13 protein-coding genes and 1 pseudogene are annotated in these 18,924 nt (G+C 42.4%); 5 read left to right on the forward strand and 9 right to left on the reverse strand.

Annotated features, from left to right (window positions below; genetic code table 11):
* Positions 1 to 2,694, forward strand: a pseudogene (locus H6G14_RS33765) (hypothetical protein); the annotation flags it as partial.
* Positions 2,695 to 2,792: 98 nt separating this feature from the next.
* Here H6G14_RS33765 and H6G14_RS27105 read toward each other — a convergent pair.
* A complete protein-coding gene (locus H6G14_RS27105) occupies positions 2,793 to 4,298 on the reverse strand; it encodes a glycosyltransferase (protein ID WP_190571336.1) in 1,506 nt (501 codons plus the stop codon).
* A gap of 725 nt (positions 4,299 to 5,023) precedes the next feature.
* The gene (locus H6G14_RS27110) at positions 5,024 to 5,827 is read right to left on the reverse strand and encodes an SDR family NAD(P)-dependent oxidoreductase (RefSeq protein WP_190571338.1); all 804 of its coding nucleotides are present in this window, start codon (positions 5,825 to 5,827) and stop codon (positions 5,024 to 5,026) included.
* 164 nt (positions 5,828 to 5,991) lie between these two features.
* On the opposite strand from H6G14_RS27110, the gene H6G14_RS27115 reads away from it, so the two are divergent.
* The 3 genes from H6G14_RS27115 to H6G14_RS27125 all read left to right on the forward strand — a co-directional run bounded on the left by H6G14_RS27115 (position 5,992) and on the right by H6G14_RS27125 (position 9,220).
* Positions 5,992 to 7,422 (forward strand): hypothetical protein, encoded by a 1,431-nt coding sequence (locus tag H6G14_RS27115; RefSeq protein ID WP_190571340.1) that lies wholly within the window; start codon positions 5,992 to 5,994, stop codon positions 7,420 to 7,422.
* Positions 7,423 to 7,550: 128 nt separating this feature from the next.
* The gene (locus H6G14_RS27120) at positions 7,551 to 8,168 is read left to right on the forward strand and encodes a hypothetical protein (RefSeq protein WP_190571342.1); all 618 of its coding nucleotides are present in this window, start codon (positions 7,551 to 7,553) and stop codon (positions 8,166 to 8,168) included.
* 101 nt (positions 8,169 to 8,269) lie between these two features.
* The gene (locus H6G14_RS27125; protein ID WP_190571344.1) at positions 8,270 to 9,220 is read left to right on the forward strand and encodes an RpoD/SigA family RNA polymerase sigma factor; all 951 of its coding nucleotides are present in this window, start codon (positions 8,270 to 8,272) and stop codon (positions 9,218 to 9,220) included.
* Between the two features lie 42 nt (positions 9,221 to 9,262).
* Here H6G14_RS27125 and H6G14_RS27130 read toward each other — a convergent pair whose 3' ends face one another.
* Positions 9,263 to 10,114 carry an Rpn family recombination-promoting nuclease/putative transposase gene (locus H6G14_RS27130; RefSeq protein ID WP_190571346.1) on the reverse strand — a complete coding sequence of 284 codons (852 nt, stop codon included), beginning with the start codon at positions 10,112 to 10,114 and terminating at the stop codon, positions 9,263 to 9,265.
* Between the two features lie 445 nt (positions 10,115 to 10,559).
* A complete protein-coding gene (locus H6G14_RS33770) occupies positions 10,560 to 10,748 on the reverse strand; it encodes a hypothetical protein (protein WP_242053813.1) in 189 nt (62 codons plus the stop codon).
* Positions 10,749 to 11,090: 342 nt separating this feature from the next.
* Here H6G14_RS33770 and H6G14_RS27140 point away from each other — a divergent pair, with 342 nt between their 5' ends.
* Entirely contained in the window at positions 11,091 to 12,359 is a 1,269-nt protein-coding gene (locus H6G14_RS27140; protein ID WP_190571348.1) for an alkaline phosphatase PhoX, read from the forward strand.
* 121 nt (positions 12,360 to 12,480) lie between these two features.
* Here the strand turns inward: H6G14_RS27140 and H6G14_RS27145 are convergent, their stop codons facing one another.
* From H6G14_RS27145 to H6G14_RS27165, 5 genes are all read right to left on the reverse strand, one after another.
* Positions 12,481 to 12,921: a hypothetical protein gene (locus tag H6G14_RS27145; RefSeq protein ID WP_190571350.1), complete on the reverse strand. Its 441-nt coding sequence runs from the start codon at positions 12,919 to 12,921 to the stop codon at positions 12,481 to 12,483.
* 6 nt (positions 12,922 to 12,927) lie between these two features.
* Positions 12,928 to 14,688 (reverse strand): Hsp70 family protein, encoded by a 1,761-nt coding sequence (locus H6G14_RS27150; protein WP_190571353.1) that lies wholly within the window; start codon positions 14,686 to 14,688, stop codon positions 12,928 to 12,930.
* 49 nt (positions 14,689 to 14,737) lie between these two features.
* Positions 14,738 to 15,505: a nucleotide exchange factor GrpE gene (locus H6G14_RS27155; RefSeq protein ID WP_190571355.1), complete on the reverse strand. Its 768-nt coding sequence runs from the start codon at positions 15,503 to 15,505 to the stop codon at positions 14,738 to 14,740.
* A 122-nt stretch (positions 15,506 to 15,627) separates the two neighbouring features.
* Positions 15,628 to 15,924 (reverse strand): J domain-containing protein, encoded by a 297-nt coding sequence (locus H6G14_RS27160; RefSeq protein WP_190571357.1) that lies wholly within the window; start codon positions 15,922 to 15,924, stop codon positions 15,628 to 15,630.
* Positions 15,925 to 15,996: 72 nt separating this feature from the next.
* Positions 15,997 to 18,501: a tetratricopeptide repeat protein gene (locus H6G14_RS27165; RefSeq protein ID WP_190571359.1), complete on the reverse strand. Its 2,505-nt coding sequence runs from the start codon at positions 18,499 to 18,501 to the stop codon at positions 15,997 to 15,999.
* Positions 18,502 to 18,924 lie beyond the last annotated feature (423 nt).

The raw sequence follows: 18,924 nt of genomic DNA on the forward strand, positions 1-18,924 counted from the left end.
CAAATTGATAATGAACTGACAGATGATGGTAAACCTGCATATCGCAAGCTGGGGACAGTGAGTCAGCAGTCAGTGGCTGATTACAACCTCAAGCCAGGAATGGCTACGAATAATGCTCTACTTGTGGAATTGAAGCCAGAACTAAGCCGTAGTCAGACGAAGCTGATGTTTGAAGGGGCAAACCAGTACGCCCAGTCATTGAGACAAAGCATTTCCACCGAGCAGAGATTATCAGCCGCCGCCGCCGCATGGGTTGTTGGCGCGGCACGGCAGGATGAACTAGAAAATAGAGCCAAGGATAAGCCAACCCAAAATGAAGCAGAGTCGGTTGATGAAGATACCCGCCAAAAAGAAATTGTCAAAAAAATCCCCAATTTCGTATTTGCAGCATTTGGGGATGAGATAGTAGCTCAACTAAAGCAGTTGCAATTTAAAGAGTTGACATTGGGAACTTTGAGTGAAGAGTCCAACAATTTCCGTGGTAAACAATGGAATCCCCAAGAGAAATACCCGATTGAAATCAGGGCATCTCCTCACCCACCGGGACATAAGCGCCACGGTTTAAGATTAGCGTTTGTACAAGATACTGATGGCGAGTACAAGGAATACGCATCGCTGGAGCCAAGAACAGGACAGCTACCAATTGGTACTCAAGCGTTAGCTAATATTATCCCTGGTGAAACATACACAGCCAATGCCACAATCTCAATACCTGGAAAGCCGGAGGTAAATGTTACCGTTAGAGAAATTAGTAAATTCGCTTATGCAGGACAATCATTTAATGGCGAGTCGGCAACATTAGAAATAGGGACAAACTCAGTCCCAAACCAAACAGTGAAAATTAAATTAGAAGGAAAAACCCTGGGGGAACTAGACGCGGATTCGATGAAACAATTGCAAGCATTTAATCTAGTTAAAGACGGTCAACCTTTTAACCTCAAGTTAAAAACAATTTCTTCTAATGAAAAGTTCTCCTTCATGCTGGCCGAATCGCCAAATGGGAATTTACTAAAAATTAATAATATTGGGCAGTATGACTACAAAGGGCAAACATTTAATGATGACTCATACCGCAAGCTGACTTTAGTTGTCTCACAAACCCAGGTCAAAGATGCAGTGTTCCTCAATGGTCAGCCGTTGGGTGTGTTATTTTTCAAAAAAGATAAGGAAGCTCTTCAGGAAATAGGCGCTATACAACCGGGAAAGTTAACACAGGTGCAAGCAACCCTCCAAAGTAATTTCTCGACCACTGTACTGAAAGTAGACCCAGAGAGTATTAAGTATCCCAAAAGTTGGACAAAGGAATCTCAGGCTTTTGGCACTCAAGCACTCAACCAAGAACAGCAACTTCTCTTAGAAAAGACTGCACCGATATTGCAAAAAATCAAAGAGCGTCCCACCATATTGTTCGCTAGACCTGAAGATAAAATGCTTGGCATCACACAGATGGCTGTTGATAATCACAAGGTGGAGGCTGTAACCAAGTGGTTGACCCAGAAGAATATTGCCAGAGCGCATCTGCCACCAGAGGATTTTCCCCTAGAAACGAAAAAGGGACTGGCGGTATTTAACTTGGTTAATTCAACTATCCCTGAAGAAGTTAGTACGGCGATGACTAAGAAATTTGGCGCAGTCATTGAGTCACAACAAGAGTATCAGGATATGGTGCGATCGCTGCCGAACCGCCCTGAGTCTTTACAACTGTCACAGCCGTTTCCTCAAGCTGAACAACAGACTTCGCCAAATCCACCCGCAGTCGCACCAATATCGGCAACATCAACAAACGAAGTTGTAATTACAGGTAAAGCAATCCCCATGAACTACCCGTTGATGATGTATGGTGAAAAAAATCCTCTGCCAGTAAATACCTGCATTGATGCTATGAGGGGACATGGTAGAACACACACTACTAGAGCTTATGAACCCTGCAAGCAGTATGGATTTAAGGAGGGTGATATTGCTCTAGCCTCTGGTGGGGGTAAACAAGTAGCCATTCGAGTAGGTAAGCAATACCAAATCACCCAACAGATGATTGCTGACCCCAACTATCAGCAGCAATGGGCGGATATGGAGAAACACTCATCCAAAGCCTTGCCAGAATTATTTACGGGAAAGTCACAAGTATGGGGAATGCACATGGAGCCGTTAGGCGATTATGTTGAGGGGAAAATTATTCCATTTGCTCAAGCTCAAAGCCAAGTTACACCCGCCACCCAAGAAGCTCACAATCCAAGCGTGACAATTGAAGACCTACGCAATTGGTACGACAATGTTCATAACTTAGGCAAGCCTGATGAATACAAAAATCGTATTGTGGAAATAGGCAAAGCTTTCAAAACGGGTCAGGCGTTATCGGATAAAGCGATAGCTGCAATGCAACAGGATAATCTAGACTTGCACAACATCAGTCGGCTGACCGAAATGGCGCAAAGGATTGGCATCGTTTGGGGACAGCCTGCCCAAGATGGTTTTACTGTGGTTCGGGGTAAAGTCTACGATTTGGCTTACAACAGTGAAAGTAGAGATTTAGTGATTGCCCAAAAAGATGGTGAAGTGGTTTTCAGGCTGGAATCTGGGAGAGTGCAAATTAATAATGTTACACCACAGGTATTACAAGTTTTTGAGCAAGCGAATAATCAGGCTCAGGCAGTTTTGGCAAAGTCTAAGGTTCAGGAAACTGAAGTTCAGCGATGAGTTTACCTGTATACAGGGAAGACCCTATACATAGCAATGGATATGCTATTAGTGATGCTCAAAAATTGCAGATTTTATTGGATAAGTTTTAAGTCCCATTACTTGGTTTTGAAGTAGAGGTCGTGCAGTTCCTGCAAAGAAACATCAATGAGTGATTGTGGATTACAAAAGTAGCTATGAATGGGTAAGAGTTGATTGAGGCGACGTGAATTTGGTGAGGAGACAATTTCCTCAATTAAACTCAGATACTTTTGGGCAGTAGTTTCCCAAGTATAAGTATTTAGCACCCGTTGTTGACCTGCGTGGGAAAAATATTCCCACTGTTGTTGGCTAGATAACAACTGTTCCAAGCCGCGCGCAATATCAACAGGGTCTTGTGGATCAATCAGTACGGCATAATGATGCTCAGAGTCTTGTAAACTTTCACTGGGGCCACCGTTGCCAGTTGCCACCACTGGTAAACCAGTAAGTGCAGCTTCTAAAGGAGCCAAGCCAAAAGGTTCATACAGCGCAGTCAGCGCAAACACTGAATGTCGTTGAGCCATGAATCTATAGGTAGCAGCTAGAGACTCTTGTGCTTGATCTGGCAAACTAAAAGCACTGATTTTACCCCACAAGTTGCTTTGTTCAACAATCTGGCGAATCGGGATTAACACCTCTTGGGCAATGTCGTCGCTTGCGTCTTCTCGCAATGGATCATCTAAGCCACCTGTCAGCAGTACTAAGTTAGCTTGTTCTTGAAGCTTGTGACTATGAGCAAAAGCTTGTACCAACCCTAACAGATTTTTTTTAGGTTCTAATCGGCTAGAAGAGACGATCATGGGCAAATCCCGCCGTGAGTGTGCAATATCGCGTGCCAATTGACCTTGAACAAACTCTTGAGTAACTTCCTCATTTTGAGAATGTATCTGGCTACCGAAAATAGAAAAATCTACTCCTGGGGGGATCACGGCAAAACGGTTATCGTTATCTACGTCTACTGCACCACGATAGACTCTATGAGAGTATTGTTCAAAGCGCTCTTGTTGTGTACTGGTGATATTAATGGCCGAGCGATTCATGCTTAAGCGTTCAGCAAGGATACGGTATTTAAAATGGAATTGCTCGTCTATTTGTTCTAAGTTATCGGGAGTAACCTCTAATTTATCCATTTTTTGGGCCCCTAAAGAATGAGCCGTAAAAGTGAAAGGAATGCCTGTTTTGTCTTCAATCAAAACACCGCACAGTCCACCGTCACCATAATGAGCGGTCATAGCATCAGGTAAACCACCCTGCTGTTGATAAAATTTAAGAATATTAGGAACCCAATCATTAATAAGATAAGTCCACAACAACTCTTTTGGCAAAAACTCTTTTGGCCCTGCGGCTAGGCGGATAATGCGGACGTTATCAACTCCTGGGTAAGTTTCAAATTCTGAGGCGAACTCTGGCCAGTCCGGGTCAATAATTTGGCGAGTGAGAATATCAACCATGTGACCCTTTTGGGCTATTTCCAGGGCAAGTTGCTTGACATAAATCAGTTGACCGCCAAAATCTGGATGTTGGGTTAAATGACTATTACCTGAGTCAAAGTTACCTTGGGGATTGAGAAATCCAATGTGCATTACCGACCTCCTAACACAACAAACAGGTTCATACATTAATGTATATGTGCATTTAAACTTCTGCCTGAAGGCTAGAACAGAACAAATTCAGTCGTGTATTTACAGCTAAATAGACGCACTTAAAAAAATCAACTGTGAATTTTTGGCTTGAGGAGTGTAAGCGCTCCCCTAAGAGCAAGAGCTAACAAAACTGTGTTACAGTTCGGTTCGGGAACAGTCTGTCCAGAAATAACCTGAAGATGCTCCCATCAAATCTCGAATAAGCAACTGTCGAGTTGAGGGATCATATAAATCAATCACAACACCTCTAGAGTAGGCAACTGGGTTCTGAGAAAGCACACCAACTGTTGTAATATCACCCGAATAAAAGAACGCAACATCAAAAATCTAAAATCTTGTTCTTTGTGATAAATTCCTGCTTATAATCGCATATTTTATTAACTGTCTCTTCTACCTATCGGAATGTTATTTCACTGGGAGCAATTAATCAAGTCAACCCAATCAACGGGTAATTTATACCAATTCTTCAAAATCAAGCAACAAATGCAAACTTTGAAACCAAGATGATATCTGACTTTCTGAATTGCGAATTGCGTTAGCGGAGCGGGGCGGGAGCATCGTTGCGAATTGCGAATTGGTATTACATCTCCATCAGCCAATCAATCGTACACAACAGCACTTTGCTGGGTCTATATACAGAGTGCCGACAAAATCTGGGCAGTAGTTTAAGGCAGGTTCAAGCGTTTGCGCGCACCAAAACGAAACAGTTTACCTGGTAGTATCGCTCTCAAACGAGGCAACCATTTTGCCTCATAGCCAACACGGTAACGTAATCGTGGTAAGGAGCTTGAAGCAATACGAACAACGGCTTGTGCTACTTTATTAGGATTATCCCCTTGTGCGATCGCGCGCTCGACAGATGAGATGATCGCATCACGTACATTATCGTAGTCACTACTAACAGGCGTGGGTTGTAGCATGGCTTGGTTGAAGTTAGTCTTGAAATAACCAGGCTCAACCAAAGATACTTGAATATTAAATGGGTCTAATTCTACACTCAATGCTTCACTATAACCTTCAAGTGCAAACTTGCTGGCAGAGTAAAAACCTTGACCGGGTGCGCCAATCAATCCTGCCACAGAACTCATATTGATAATATGCCCACTACGCTGCTGTCTCATGATGGGCAAGACAGCATTAGTCACACGCACAACACCCCAAAAGTTTGTCTCAAAAATCTCTTTGGCTTGTTCTAAAGGAGTTTCTTCAATCATACTGGCATGAATTTGTCCAGCATTATTTACAACTATATCGATGCGGTTAGTCCGCGCGAGCAACTCATCGATACACGATTGCACTGAAGAATCAGACGTAACATCCAGCTTCAACATTTCTACACCGGGTGAGGCTGGATGTTCTTTGCGACTCGTACCAAAAACACGATAGCCTACAGCAGCCAGTTTTTGAGCAATTAACTGCCCAAACCCAGATGATGCACCTGTTACTAGCACGACTTTTTGATTACTCATCAGTTTCTAGCTTTTTGCCTCTTGTTCGTGATATTCGCAAATATACTCATCATATATCTCTGGTAGAAGTGAACGCATCTCCCTCTGCCCCGGCCCTTTGTCCTCTTTATTGACCAAAAATTTTCTAAAATTTTAGTAGATAAAGCAGTTTGAATAATACATAAATGCAATTAAAGACTCCGCCGCAAAACTTTCTCCACACACTGTTAGCATTACGTGACTATTACGCGCCGATTGTGGAAGAGTACGAAAAGTTATACACACAAGCTTTAAATAACCTCAATCATGTAGAAGCGTTATTAGCAAACTGGCCAGCAAAGTCAAGCGAACAGATGAATCGCCTAACATCAGAGCAAGTGGCTGTTGCGGTCACTACTTCTGCTCAAGGGAAGGACTCTTTAAACGGTAGCCAGACAGTTTCTGAAACTGAGACTAACTTAGCCCAAACCGACACCACATTAGAAGCAATTCATAACCTAAAAACAGAACATTTATTCCTAGCGATGGTTGATACTAATGCCCAGCTAGAGATTCCACAGCCAGATGATACTACTATAGAAACCCCATCCTCATACAATAGCAATGCTATTGGTGAGACTGAAACCACCGCAGTAGAATCTAACCCTGCTCAAGAAGACTCATCTTTAGATTCTGGGGATGACACTGTAGAAATACAGGAGGAGCAAGAAGAAACTAATGATGTACAACAGCCAGCCACAGACACGATAGAAACCAATGTATCCTCTGTAGACTCTGAGGATAACGAAGGGACAGCTATCGAAGAATCAGCTACTGTTGCCCAAGAAGACTTATCTTCAGACAATGACAATAACATTGTAGAAACTGAGGATGAGTTGTTAGAAACTGAGGATGCGGCGGAGGCAGCCTCCGATAATGTAGAAAGCAACAGTTCATCAACTGCCACCCAAAGCGAGCGCCTAACATCTGGCAATCAAGAGACTGCACAGCAAACACAGGACGAGATGCGTTCTTTGGGCGAGGTTCCCATGCTGGAGGAATACTTTGGACTCAGGCGCATAGAAGCAGTAGAAAAGCTACTACAAAAACATCGGGGTAATATCTGCCATGTAGATTTCGTGTTGCGTGCGCTGTATGGTGAGTTAGAGCCAGATATGAGAAAGATAGTCAGAGGTAGAGTTCAATCAACACTAACTCAGGGGAAAAATGACGGCAGATGGTTTTTAGTTCCTGGGAAATCGGGTTACTACACCATAGATTTAAAATTGCTCAAGTCGAATCAGAAAAGTAGTGTTTCTAAGCAAGAAAATAATAAAAGTAAAAAACCTTCTCCGCAGTCCAAAGCGAATGCTGTGCCGATGATGGGAGAATTTGAGGGGAAATATATAATTGATGCGCTGACTAGTTTATTGCAACAAAACCCAGGTAAAGTGTTTAATGTCGCGCAAGTGATAGAAGCATTATATGGCGAACTAGACCCACAAGAAATCAAGGAAGTCAAAACCAGTGTAATGAATGAATTGTCACGGGGTCATCGTACAGGCATTTTCTCCAGAGTACCAGGAGAAAAAGGTGTTTACACTTGGGATGTTAAATTACTTTCTCCAGGGAAGTAGAAAGTCAAAGATTGAGATTGCCAGCATAAGTGTTGAAACTCAGCATTAACTTTAAAACAATAATCTTCCGGGGGATGATGGGCAAAAACTTGTTCAAGTATGCTCAATAAAAACAGTATTTATCAGCAATGATTAATTTACAAAAACTAATTCGATCTGTAATTTTAGGCGTGGGGTTGGCTGTCATCACGCCCCAATTTTCTGCTGCCCTAGCGAAGGAGAAGATAGTTACCCTTGCCCAAGTAACAAATAACTGGCCAGTAGTTAAATCAGCAGGGCTATCCCCAGATATGGATGTGCCTTGGTCGAAACCAGTGAGAATTACAGACCTTTTTGAAGGAGAGTTGTTTGGAGTTTTTGACCGCAACTCATTAAGAGGTTCATATCGTGAGGATGCGAAGCAAGTGATTAGCTTGTGGACACCTCAAAGTATTCGGGTATTAACAACCATAAATTCGTATCAAGCAACCGCTTCTTTTTACACTGTAGGGCGCAGATATTTTAGACCAGATTATGTACAATTCAGCACTAGCAAGAAAGTAGATAGATTATTGCTGAGAGTGGGACAACAGGTTTTTCAATTAGAAGGAGCAAACAATCAGTTCGCTGTTACCAAAGAATTAGCAACAGCTTTAAAAAATGCTCCCGAAGAAAATTTAGACATCAGACTGATATTGGAAGGGGGACAAAGTGTTGACAGCGAAATCGGGACACAAACAGTTAAAGCTTGGCGAAGTATCTATTAAGTTAGTGCGAATTGCTTGAACTATCGAACAAGGAAGAAATTTTCCGGCTATTTGCTATATACTTTTAAGTCCGTCTGGTTGCAGAGAAAAACTAAAGTTGTATGTCTAGCCTGAGTTCTGATTTGGTACGCATCTATTTACAAGAGATTGGTCAGTTCCCTTTGTTAACCTCTGACCAAGAAATAACTTATGGCAGGCAAGTACAGCAAATGGTTGCCATGCAAGAACAACGGCAGCATCTGAGTCAACAATTAAATCGAGAACCGACATCAACAGAATTAGCGAATTTCCTCAACAAAACTGAATCTCAAGTCAATCAAATACTTGAGCTTGGGCAAAGAGCCAAGCAAAAGATGATCACCGCAAATCTGCGGCTGGTAGTTTCCATCGCCAAAAAATATCAGCGCCGTAACTTAGAGTTTCTGGACTTGGTTCAAGAAGGCGCGATTGGGTTACAAAGGGGAATAGAAAAGTTTGACCCCAATCGTGGTTACAAGCTGTCAACCTACGCATACTGGTGGGTAACTCAAGCAATCACAAGAGCGATCGCCGAAAAATCTCGCACAGTCAGGCTACCGATTCACGTTAACGAGAAACTCAATCAAATCAAAAAGGTACAGCGAGAATTTTTTCAAACGCTAGGTCGCCGTCCTACTGTGGCAGAAATTGCTGACAAATTGGAGTTAGAACCCAACCAAATTCGAGAATACCTCAAGGTTGCCAGTGGGACAATTTCTCTAGATTTGAAGGTAGGGGATAACCAAGATACCCAACTGAGCGAACTTCTAGCCTCGGAGGGCGTTTCGCCAACCGAAAACAATACCCAAGAAATGTTGCGCCAAGACCTAAGTGATTTGTTGGCATCACTCAAACCGATGCAACGCGAAGTATTAATCCTACGTTTTGGACTTTTGGATAACCAAGAGCAAAGTTTAGCCCAAATCGGCGAAAGGCTAAATCTTAGCCGAGAGCGAGTGCGCCAAATCCAGCAGCAAGCAATGACTGCTCTACGTCGTCAACAGCCATCTATTGGGCAGTATTTGTTTTCTTGAAAATATGAGGATAACATCACGCTGGACTATTGGCTGAGGTCGTTAATTTTCTTGTTGAAGCTGTGCTTGTAGTTGTTGTACTTGTTCCAAAGTTAACCCAGTTACTCGTACAATGGCTTCATTTGTCATACCCTCACGCAGTAAATTTAGTGCAACTCTTTCCAAAGCTTTTTGAGCGCCTTCTTGTTCCCAACTAGTGACAATCTCCATAATTTCCTCCTGTTCATCTAACCCCATTGTACTAATTGCCGATTCAAAGACCTGTTTTTCAGTATCATCAAGCCTTAAATACGTATCAACAAACCCAGAAATTAATTGCATCCGCGCTGGATCTAATCTTAGCGTTGCCAGCAATCGCAAACATTCTGCTTTGACCTGTGGGCGCTCTAGCTTGGGAATATTCATCTTTGACATTAACGCTGCTGCCACTGGATTTGGTTGGGTGAGAAAATCCCGCCAGCTTAAACGGTTTAATTGGATGGCAGCAAATTGAAATTCCAGTACGTTGAAATCGCCAAATGTAACTCGATAATTTTGAGGTTCACGACGCTTTGGTTCATCAAAAGAAAAGATAACAACTGGATAAATTGGTAAGTCGTACTTCTCATGCAGCCGAGCGAAATACTTAAACATTCTCTTGGCAAAGGTTTTTTCAGTATAAGATTGATTCTCGATATGAATTAAAAAGCAAGTTTCTTGTCCTTGATAACGTACCTGCGCGAGTAAATCAATCTCCTTCTTTTCTCCAGAGGTCACATCAGTGAATACTTCTTGAGGTAAAAACTGAATTGAATCTCGGTCTATTTGACTAGCTACTTGCGGTAGAAATAAATCGAGAAATTCTACAAAAAAAGTAGATAATAATTCTTTGAAAACTCGGTCATGGTCAATCATAGTTTTTATTTTGAGATTATTTATTAATAATTATATAATAGTAATTATTGTAAATAAGCAATATTAATACGTTTTATTAACGGAAATAAAAATAAAAATGAGTATTTTAATAGATGTACCCACTTTATTGCTAAAAACTAATTTTTATGGGAAAGTGACTGAAGTTCTGATTCCAGATAAGAAAGTGCAGTTTCAGATCACCAATAGTCAAGTCTGGGTAATAGTCTAGTTGTTGAAAATCAGGATGCTTTGCAATTTCTCTGATAACTAATTTTGCAGCATCAATCAATTTCTCCAATTGTGGAAGAGATATTGAAGACTGATACTGTATTTAGCTATTTGCTTGTGCTTGGGCTGTAGATTCAGTTGACACAAAACTCACGCTAACTGCTTTTAACTCGTGTTTCAGCAGTGCAATTTGGCATAAATGATTACTAATTTCTGCCTATAAAAACGCCTTCAATTCCTCTACTGAGAGCAGTTTTATTTTATTCTCAAGCCGAGTTTCTTCGTCTTCAGTATTCTTGTGGGATAGCAGAAAATAACGCCAACCCTCGCCATACTTAGTAGCAACTAAAGTATCGTTGGCATAATACTTCATGCCAATGATTTGACTCTGTTCTGTTCGTTGCACAAAAGTAAATCTAGGCTACTGCAACCCTTGGGAATTGATATTGTTGCTTCCATAGTTTTGATTGGTGAATGAAGAGATTTCTGAATTTTGCATTTTGCATTGAAGTTGTTCTGGTTTACGCAGCGACTAACTCTACCATTGGCTCATATCCCAGTAACTTTTGCCATTAGTTATTGCTTTCGCAAAGTCATCATAAATCTGTGGTTTTTCTAGATTAATTTAGTGGTTTTAATAAACTTTATTTAACCTTCTATTAATTAGAAAAATACTGTTCATCCTGGATAATATTGGGTGGTTACATATAATCCATTAAACCTTGTATAAAACACTAAGGGGTGTAAATTGAATTTATCGAGACGCGATTTCTTTACTCTGGCAGGAGCATCAGCTACAGGTGCTGTTCTCCTATCTCCTTTGCAAGCATTCTATGCTAAACCTGTTATCGCTGCTGGGCCTTATGGCAATTTAGTACCAGACCCCAACGGAATATTAGATTTGCCTGCTGGATTCACCTATCGCCAACTATCGAAAACAGGTCAAACGATGAACGATGGCTACCGAGTACCTGGTGGTCATGATGGTATGGGTGCTTTTGCAGGAGCTAATGGTAGTACAATTCTCATTCGCAATCATGAACTTAGTCCTACTTCTAGTAATGGTTTGAACGCTCCTACAAGGAGTAAGTACAACTCTGCTGCCAGGGGCGGTTGTACTAAATTAGTCGTTAGTTCTTCCCGAAACCTCATAGAACATCGAGGAGTTTTAGCAGGAACTATTCGCAATTGTGCTGGTGGTCCTACACCTTCTCTTTCTTGGTTAAGCTGCGAGGAAACCTTTGAAACCAATAACGGTAAGAAGCATGGTTATGTATTTGAGGTGCCAAGTAGTGCAAATACTTTTGTAACTCCAGTTCCCCTAACTGCAATGGGACGTTTTAATCATGAGGCTGCGGCTGTAGACTCCAACACGGGGTATATCTATATGACGGAAGACCGGGGAAATGGGCTGTTCTACCGCTTTGTGCCTAATCAAAGAAATAACCTCAGTGCTGGTGGTTTGTTATACGCTCTAAAGATTACGGGATCATCTGGAATCAACACAGCTACAGGTTTTCCTAAAAATACTCCAAAAGCGGTGGAATGGGTACAAATTAACACCCCTGATCCTGCCACAGATACTGTCAGAACAGAAGGGTATAACAAAGGTGCTGCTAGGTTTTCAGGCGGGGAAGGCATTTTTTATGGCAGTGGTTATGTCTACTTCACTTGTAAGAGTGGGGGTAGTTCTGGAGATGGGCAAATCTGGCGTTATTCGCCTACCAATAATACCGTTGAGCTTTATATTGAACCCAACAATTCTGGTGTACTAGATAATCCAGATAATCTTGTGATTTTCCCTAACCGAGACATCTTTTTGTGTGAAGATGGGGATGGAACAGATTACATTCTAGGTATCACTCCCAGTGGTAGTCTTTACAAGTTTGCGAGGAATGCCCTTAATACATCCGAGTTTGCCGGGGTCTGCTTCTCCGGTGATGGTCAGACAATGTTTGTCAACGTCCAGAGTCCAGGAACAACTTTTGCTATTTGGCCAACCACCGCCTCTTGGTAATCCTACATCCCGTGTCAGAGCGCTACACCTTTTCTACTATTGCAGAATCACCAAATGCCGCCGTACCTGTTCCTACACAGATAATCGGTTCAATTCCTGCCTTGGCACGTCGTTATTGCATTTAAGCATAATAATTTTCTGCCATTACCTGGATCATTTGCAGGCAATTACAAGCAATGGAATTTTGTGAGTCAAACTTAAGTGCTTGTTGCCAGGAAAATATGGCTTCTCGAAATTCTCCTTGTAATGCCGACAATTTACCAGCTAAGGCATGGAACTCTGCATTGCTGTAATACAAAGCTAGAGCTTGATTGTTATGCGCTGCTGCTTCTGGATAACGTTTTTGTGACAATAAATGTAGTGCTTGTCTGTGATACCAGATAGCTTGGTCATGCAAACGGAACAAGTCAGACAAGTCTGCTTTGCAGCGTCTGCAAGTTGGTGAGGAAGAAGAAGGAGATATAGTAGCAGTTTTTTCCTTGTAATTATCATTAGTCTGCTCAAGAGATCCTTTGCTTCCCTTAGCTGGGCGATAAACTGTACCACAGACAGGACATTTCATAATTTTTTACTCTGACTCATTTGTACTGGCGTAGTAAAGAAAATCTTCCAGTTCTTCTTGTAACTGAGCTAGTTCTGTACCATTGTTAGCAATCGCATTTTCAATCTGGTCTAATAAGTCTTGCAATTCAAGAGCTTGTTCTGCGTCTACAGTAAGAAGTGCTTGCCCCGCGCGGTTTAAAAGTGTTGCTAATTCTGGCGTGATTTCTACTGCATCGCTTATATCTTCTGAAGAGATTTCAATTGTTTCATCACTTTCAAATAATGCCTCTAAATCTGCCCTTGCTTGCTTTAATTCATGGCTAGAAAGTTTTTGCATACCTGCATTATTTACTACTAGTGTCCCTTGCTGCCCTTTGCCTTTCTCAGTGGTGGTGACAGTGAGAATACCATTCAGGTCAAAGTCAAAGTGAACCTCGACTTCAATACCTCCTGCTGGTTTGGGTGGTAAGTTCTCCACTCTAAAGGAACCTAGAGGAACATTTTCTTCAGCAACCGTATTTTCTCCCTGAAAAACTTCAATTTCTACCACTTCTTGTTCATCAAACAAAGTGGAATAAACATGAGAGCGCGAAACGGGAACAACGCTGTTGCGGGGAATAATCACACTGAAGTAACCTGGCATAATACCCATTGGTGTAGGCACAGCCGCAGCAATGCCCAGAGAATGAGGAATCACATCTACAAGAATCGCATCCACGGATTCACCTACCAGCACCCCAGCTTGTAAAGCTGCTCCTAAGGCTACACAAAGGTCTGGTTGAATGCCATCGGTGGGGTTTTGTCCCAGATGCTCTTGGATCATTTGTTGCACTAGAGGAATGCGTGTAGAACCACCAACTAGGATAATCCGGTCAATCTCATTGGGTTCCAGGCTGGCATCTGTTAGGGCGCGGTCAATTGCCTCTAGGGTTTCTGCCAAGAGTGGGCGAACCAATTTTTCAAAATCTGCTCGTGCTACTTCTGTCTCCAGATGTAGTGCAGTCTTGCCTTTACTACCTAAAAAGGCTTCCCGGACTGTGGCAAAAGCATGGGAACTCAGGTCAATTTTTAACTGCTCTGCTGCTCTCAGGAGACGCGCCTGGGTAGCTGCATCATCTGGCACATCGACACCATGCTGTTTGCGGAATAAATCCGCCAGATAAAGTTGTAAAAGTCTGTCGAAATCGTCTCCACCCAAGCGATTATTACCATGACTAGCTAGTACTTCTGTCACTTCGCCTGTAATTTCAACTACCGACACGTCAAAAGTACCACCTCCCAAGTCATAAACTACAACTCGTTCTGTCTCTTCGGAGCGTAAATCATAAGCTAAAGCCGCCGCCGTTGGTTCGTTGATAATTTGCAGTACCTCCAAACCAGCTATCTCGCCAGCAGTTTTAGTTGCCTGCCGTTGAGCGTCCGTAAAGTAGGCTGGAACCGTAATCACTGCTTGGGTAATTGTTTCTCCTAAAGCATTTTCAGCCCGTTGTTTCAGAGCGCGGAGAATAATAGCGGAAACTTCATGAGGTAAGTATTCTTTATCTCCTAAAGTGGTTTTGTGGTCAGTTCCCATCCAGCGCTTAATTGACTTCACAGTGCGTTCAGGAGCCGCAGCATACTGACGGAGTGCTTCACGTCCCACTAGCAGTTTACCTGTATCGCTAAATCCCACACAGGAAGGTAAAATTAAGTCGCCATCTTCACCTGGCAATACCCGCACCTGTCCGTTTTCGACAATCGCCACTTCGGAATTTGTTGTGCCTAAGTCAATACCAACTGCTTTCATAAAATTCCATTAAAAGTAAACTGCACTAATTTCCCCAGCCTAAGCGTCCCTAATCAAGAGTCCCTTGTGCCGCTACAATCACCTGTGCTTCCCTCAAAATGCGATCGCCCCATAAATAACCCCGCACTACTTCTTGAATTACGGTATTATCTGTAACATCTGTTCTGGACTCACGTCCCACAGCATACATTGTCTGGGAGTCAAAAGGTTTGCCCTGTGCTGGAATTGGAACAACACGCCGTTGTCGTAGTAACTCTAAAAGAGATCGCCTAATTAACTCCACACCCTGTTGATTGCTGGTTAAAATTTCACTTAAATCTGATGATGTTAGTGATTTTTCAGACACTATTGAGTGAGATTCCTTGCCAGTAAACCACTGTCCTAGTTTCTCCCAAAAGCTTTTCTGTGTTGCTAGTTTTGGTTTTGAGGTAGCAGATAATGCCTCTATTTCCTCTTGCCAGTAAGTACAAGCCTGATCTAAAGCATCTAGGATACCCAGCAAATCTTTTAACAGTTTCTCCTGCTGCTGCTCAAATTGTCCCCATGCCTGTTTTTGGCTTTCTTCCAGACGTATCTGCAACTGTTCTTTATCTGCGCGAGTTACTTCCAATGCTTGCACAAGAACATCTTGGCTAGAACGTAATAATTTACCCTGTTGCTTAACTTCATGGCGTAGGGCAGTCCATTCTGCCACCATTTGATAGGGGTCAAAGGAATTAGCGGATTCTGGTGGTTCACCCAGATATTCAGGGAGTGGTTGTTCCGAGTGTAAATAATCTAGAAATTTGGCAAATAAAGCTTCTTTGTGATTAGTCATTAGTTATTGGTCAATAGTTAGCGGACATTAGAAAAATCAAGTAACTAACAATTACGAATTGCGTAAAGCTTGCGGCATAGCTTTGCTTAGAGCGTAGCGGGGCGTAGCCCATTACGAATTATTTAAAATGTGGCACGAATTAAATCATCCAGGCTAACTTCTAGTTGCTTAATCGCTTTTTCTCGCACCTGCTTTAATATCTCTGGGTTCAGTTGGGCCTCTAGTGGACGAAATTTAAAAAAATCCTCATGTTGAGTTGTTTCTCCTTTACGAACTGCCTCATAAGCTCCTCGAATTGCCTTAAACTCTTCTGGATAAGTATGAGCGGGAAATTCACGCAGCTTGGCATGATACGCCGCCTTAATTTGGGCGCTTGTTGCTCCTGGAGAAATTCCTAATTGTTCGTAGTGGTCATTCATAAAAAATTCCCAATTCCCAATTTACTATTTGTTGGTTATCATTACTAAATACAACCCCCTTAAAAAGAAATTTTAAAACAATTCTTGAAAACCTCCTTTTCTCCTACCCTTTCGTTTCTTAGATGTAGGTGGTAAGTTTCTAAAGATAAAGTCTAAGTTTGGCTCTTCTTCTTCCTCATCTTCATCTTCATCGAAGTTAGGCATACTGTTTAACATCATTTGCTTGAGTTCTGGAAGCATCCGTTCAAACTCAGCTTTGGACATTTTGTTACCCAACATTTTTTTTAGCATCCCCTCTAATAACTCATCAATATTTGACATATCCAAATTGTCAAAATTGTCTGGGTCTGGCATTATGCTAGTTACTTCTTGAGCGGAGAGAAAAGCCTGTTCTTCCCGAAATGCTTGCAATGCTTTGGCATCTTGTAAACGACGGGCTAATTCAAAACCCTGTTGCTTGAATTGTTCATAGTTTGGGTGATCAACCTGGTAAGTAGTAGCTCTAGCTAATAGTAGCAAAGGATTTTGGGGTTCTCGACGTAGTGCTTCTGACAGGGCAGGTACAAGGGTTGTAATCTCGCCAAAACGGCGCACCTGGAGTTGAATATTTGCCAGAGCATTTCCTGGCTGTGGCATAGTGTCGAGGTAGTTACGTAGAGGAGGTTCTAGTTTTTGGGAACTGTTTTCTTTGACAGCTAAAACAACTAAATGGGCAACTCTCGCTTCTGGGTGTTCTGTTGATAGGTTAAACAATTTTTGCAGATATTGATTTATTAAAGCGGCTATACCTTTTTCTCGTTTAGCAAATAGATGAATAGAAAGAGATATCGCCTGCAATACAGGAATTTGTTCTTGACCAGATAATTTTTTCAGAAGACTGTCCCATGCTTCGACTGCTGCTTTTTGGTCTAATGAAACTCGACCGCCGGAATTGGGTGAACCTTGCACTGCATTCACAAATATCTGACAAGCACCTATGGTTGGGTCTTTGTTATCTTCTGTCTGCACCAAACGACTGAAGAGGGGATAGCTTAACGTAGATAGAGCATCTACCCAAGGTAATATTTCCACCTCAGTTTCAATATTAAAGTCGCCAAAGTGCTTACCAAAACTGCGACGGGCTTCATTGAGTGCAAGTTTATCTCCTAGTTCCTCCCAACAAGCCAGCAAGGTACCGTAAACTTCTGCATACCGACATCCGCCTTCAATAGCTTGGGTAATCAGTGAGATCGCTTCAGTATAATTTTCCTCTGAGGCAGCAACTAGTCCCTTGCGTCCTAGTAACTCTGGCGATGTGGGACAGATGCGTTCTGCTTGTTGCAAAGCTCCTAAAGCGGCACGTTCCCGACCTATTGCCATGTAGGCATCTGCCATCCAGCAGTGCAGATGAGCTAAGGTTGGTTTTAAGCGTGTATCTGGCCATTCTTGCGGTTTTTGTTTTCCTTCCTGCTCTAACCACCGCAAAAATTGAGTGACAACGCGTGGGCGTTCTTTGTCAGAATCGTTAGCGTCTAAGACTTCTAACAGGTTGACTGCCAACTGGGGATTGAAGGGTTTCTCTGCTAACAAAGGCTGCCAAAATAGCTCTGCACATTCTGTTTTTCCTTGATTTAGTGCTTGTTGACCTGCAAGAGTAAATAGTGATTTTCGCAGGTTATTTAGTTCTGAGAAACGAGTGGAACGCTTGAGCATCTGTAGCAATATATGGGCTGCATCATGATGATTACCTTCATCAATTAGCTGTACAATCGCCAACGCTGATAGTGCATCTTGGATAAGTGGATCTTCTCGTTCCAGATTCTGGGCTTCTAGAGGTGGAATTCCTGTCTTGGCTTGTTGGGCAGTAGCCAATTGCTCTAAAATTGGATTTTCTAAATATTTTGGTCGGCTGAAGATGTATTTAGATGGCTGCAACCCCAACAAATTAGCAGCAGCATTCCAATTACCACTCATTTGCTGGCTGTAAATAATCCAAGCATTTGGTAAATCTCCTGGTGTGATGGGGCGCTTAATTTTTTGAAGAGATGTCAAAGCGGCTTCTGGTTGGCCATTCTTTAGAGCCAGTACCCCGCGTACCCAGTGGAGTTGAGCAGCGCTAAAGCGTTTGGATTGTTGGTCAATTAACTGCTCAACTGTGGCGGTATCTCCTTTAAGCAATAAAAGTTTGAGATAACAGATGCTGTAGTCCTTAATCAGGTTGCCTGTCTCAAAAGCATCACGGAGTAAGTTTAGGGCTACATCCAACTGATTCAATTCCAGCAAGCATTTAGCTTGCCAGTAGTGAGCCTCTCCCATTAGACCTAATTCGAGAGCGCGTCCAAAGGATTTTTCTGCCTGTTTAAAATCTTGCTTTTGAAATTCTTGTTGTCCCCGCAGCAACCAAATTTCTGATTCTTTGGGAGTAAATTCAATCCCAGGGTGCGTTCGCTGAATTTTTTTGATTTCTTCCAATGCCTGCCGATATTTTTTCTGCTTCAGCAATTCTTGTAGTTGCATCCCGAAAGAGTTTTCAGTAAGCTCTCTCCCTGTGCTAGAGACGTGTTGTTGTGAGCGCTGTTTGGACTGATGTTTAGCCACTGGACTTTCTTCCTGATTATTTTCCGATGTTTCCCCTCATAGGAAAGGGTTGGCTTTAACTACTCTGTTAGTTTCAATATTAGTGTGGCAATCGCATGAATTGTACAAGCCTTTGTAACGTTTCCCCTAAATGTTTTTATCTTCGCCTCCCGCCGCTAAAACTGACGAGGCAATGTACTTATTCCTATCCTTATCAGGATATCAGTCAACGCTATCACTTCAATAGCTTAGTATTCAGCACGCAACATTATTTGCTCACATTTTGACTAATTGGCTGTTGACATACTCACCGACGTAGAACGTCGATGATTCTTGACCAAGCCCCGTTGGGGCGGGGTGTGGGGTGTAGGGTGTGGGGTGTGGGGGATATTCAGCCCCAACAACCGTCGGGATACAAGCCCCGCCCTTTCAGGGCGAAAGTGT

The sequence above is a fragment of the Nostoc parmelioides FACHB-3921 genome (assembly GCF_014696625.1).
Lineage (GTDB): Bacteria > Cyanobacteriota > Cyanobacteriia > Cyanobacteriales > Nostocaceae > Trichormus > Trichormus parmelioides.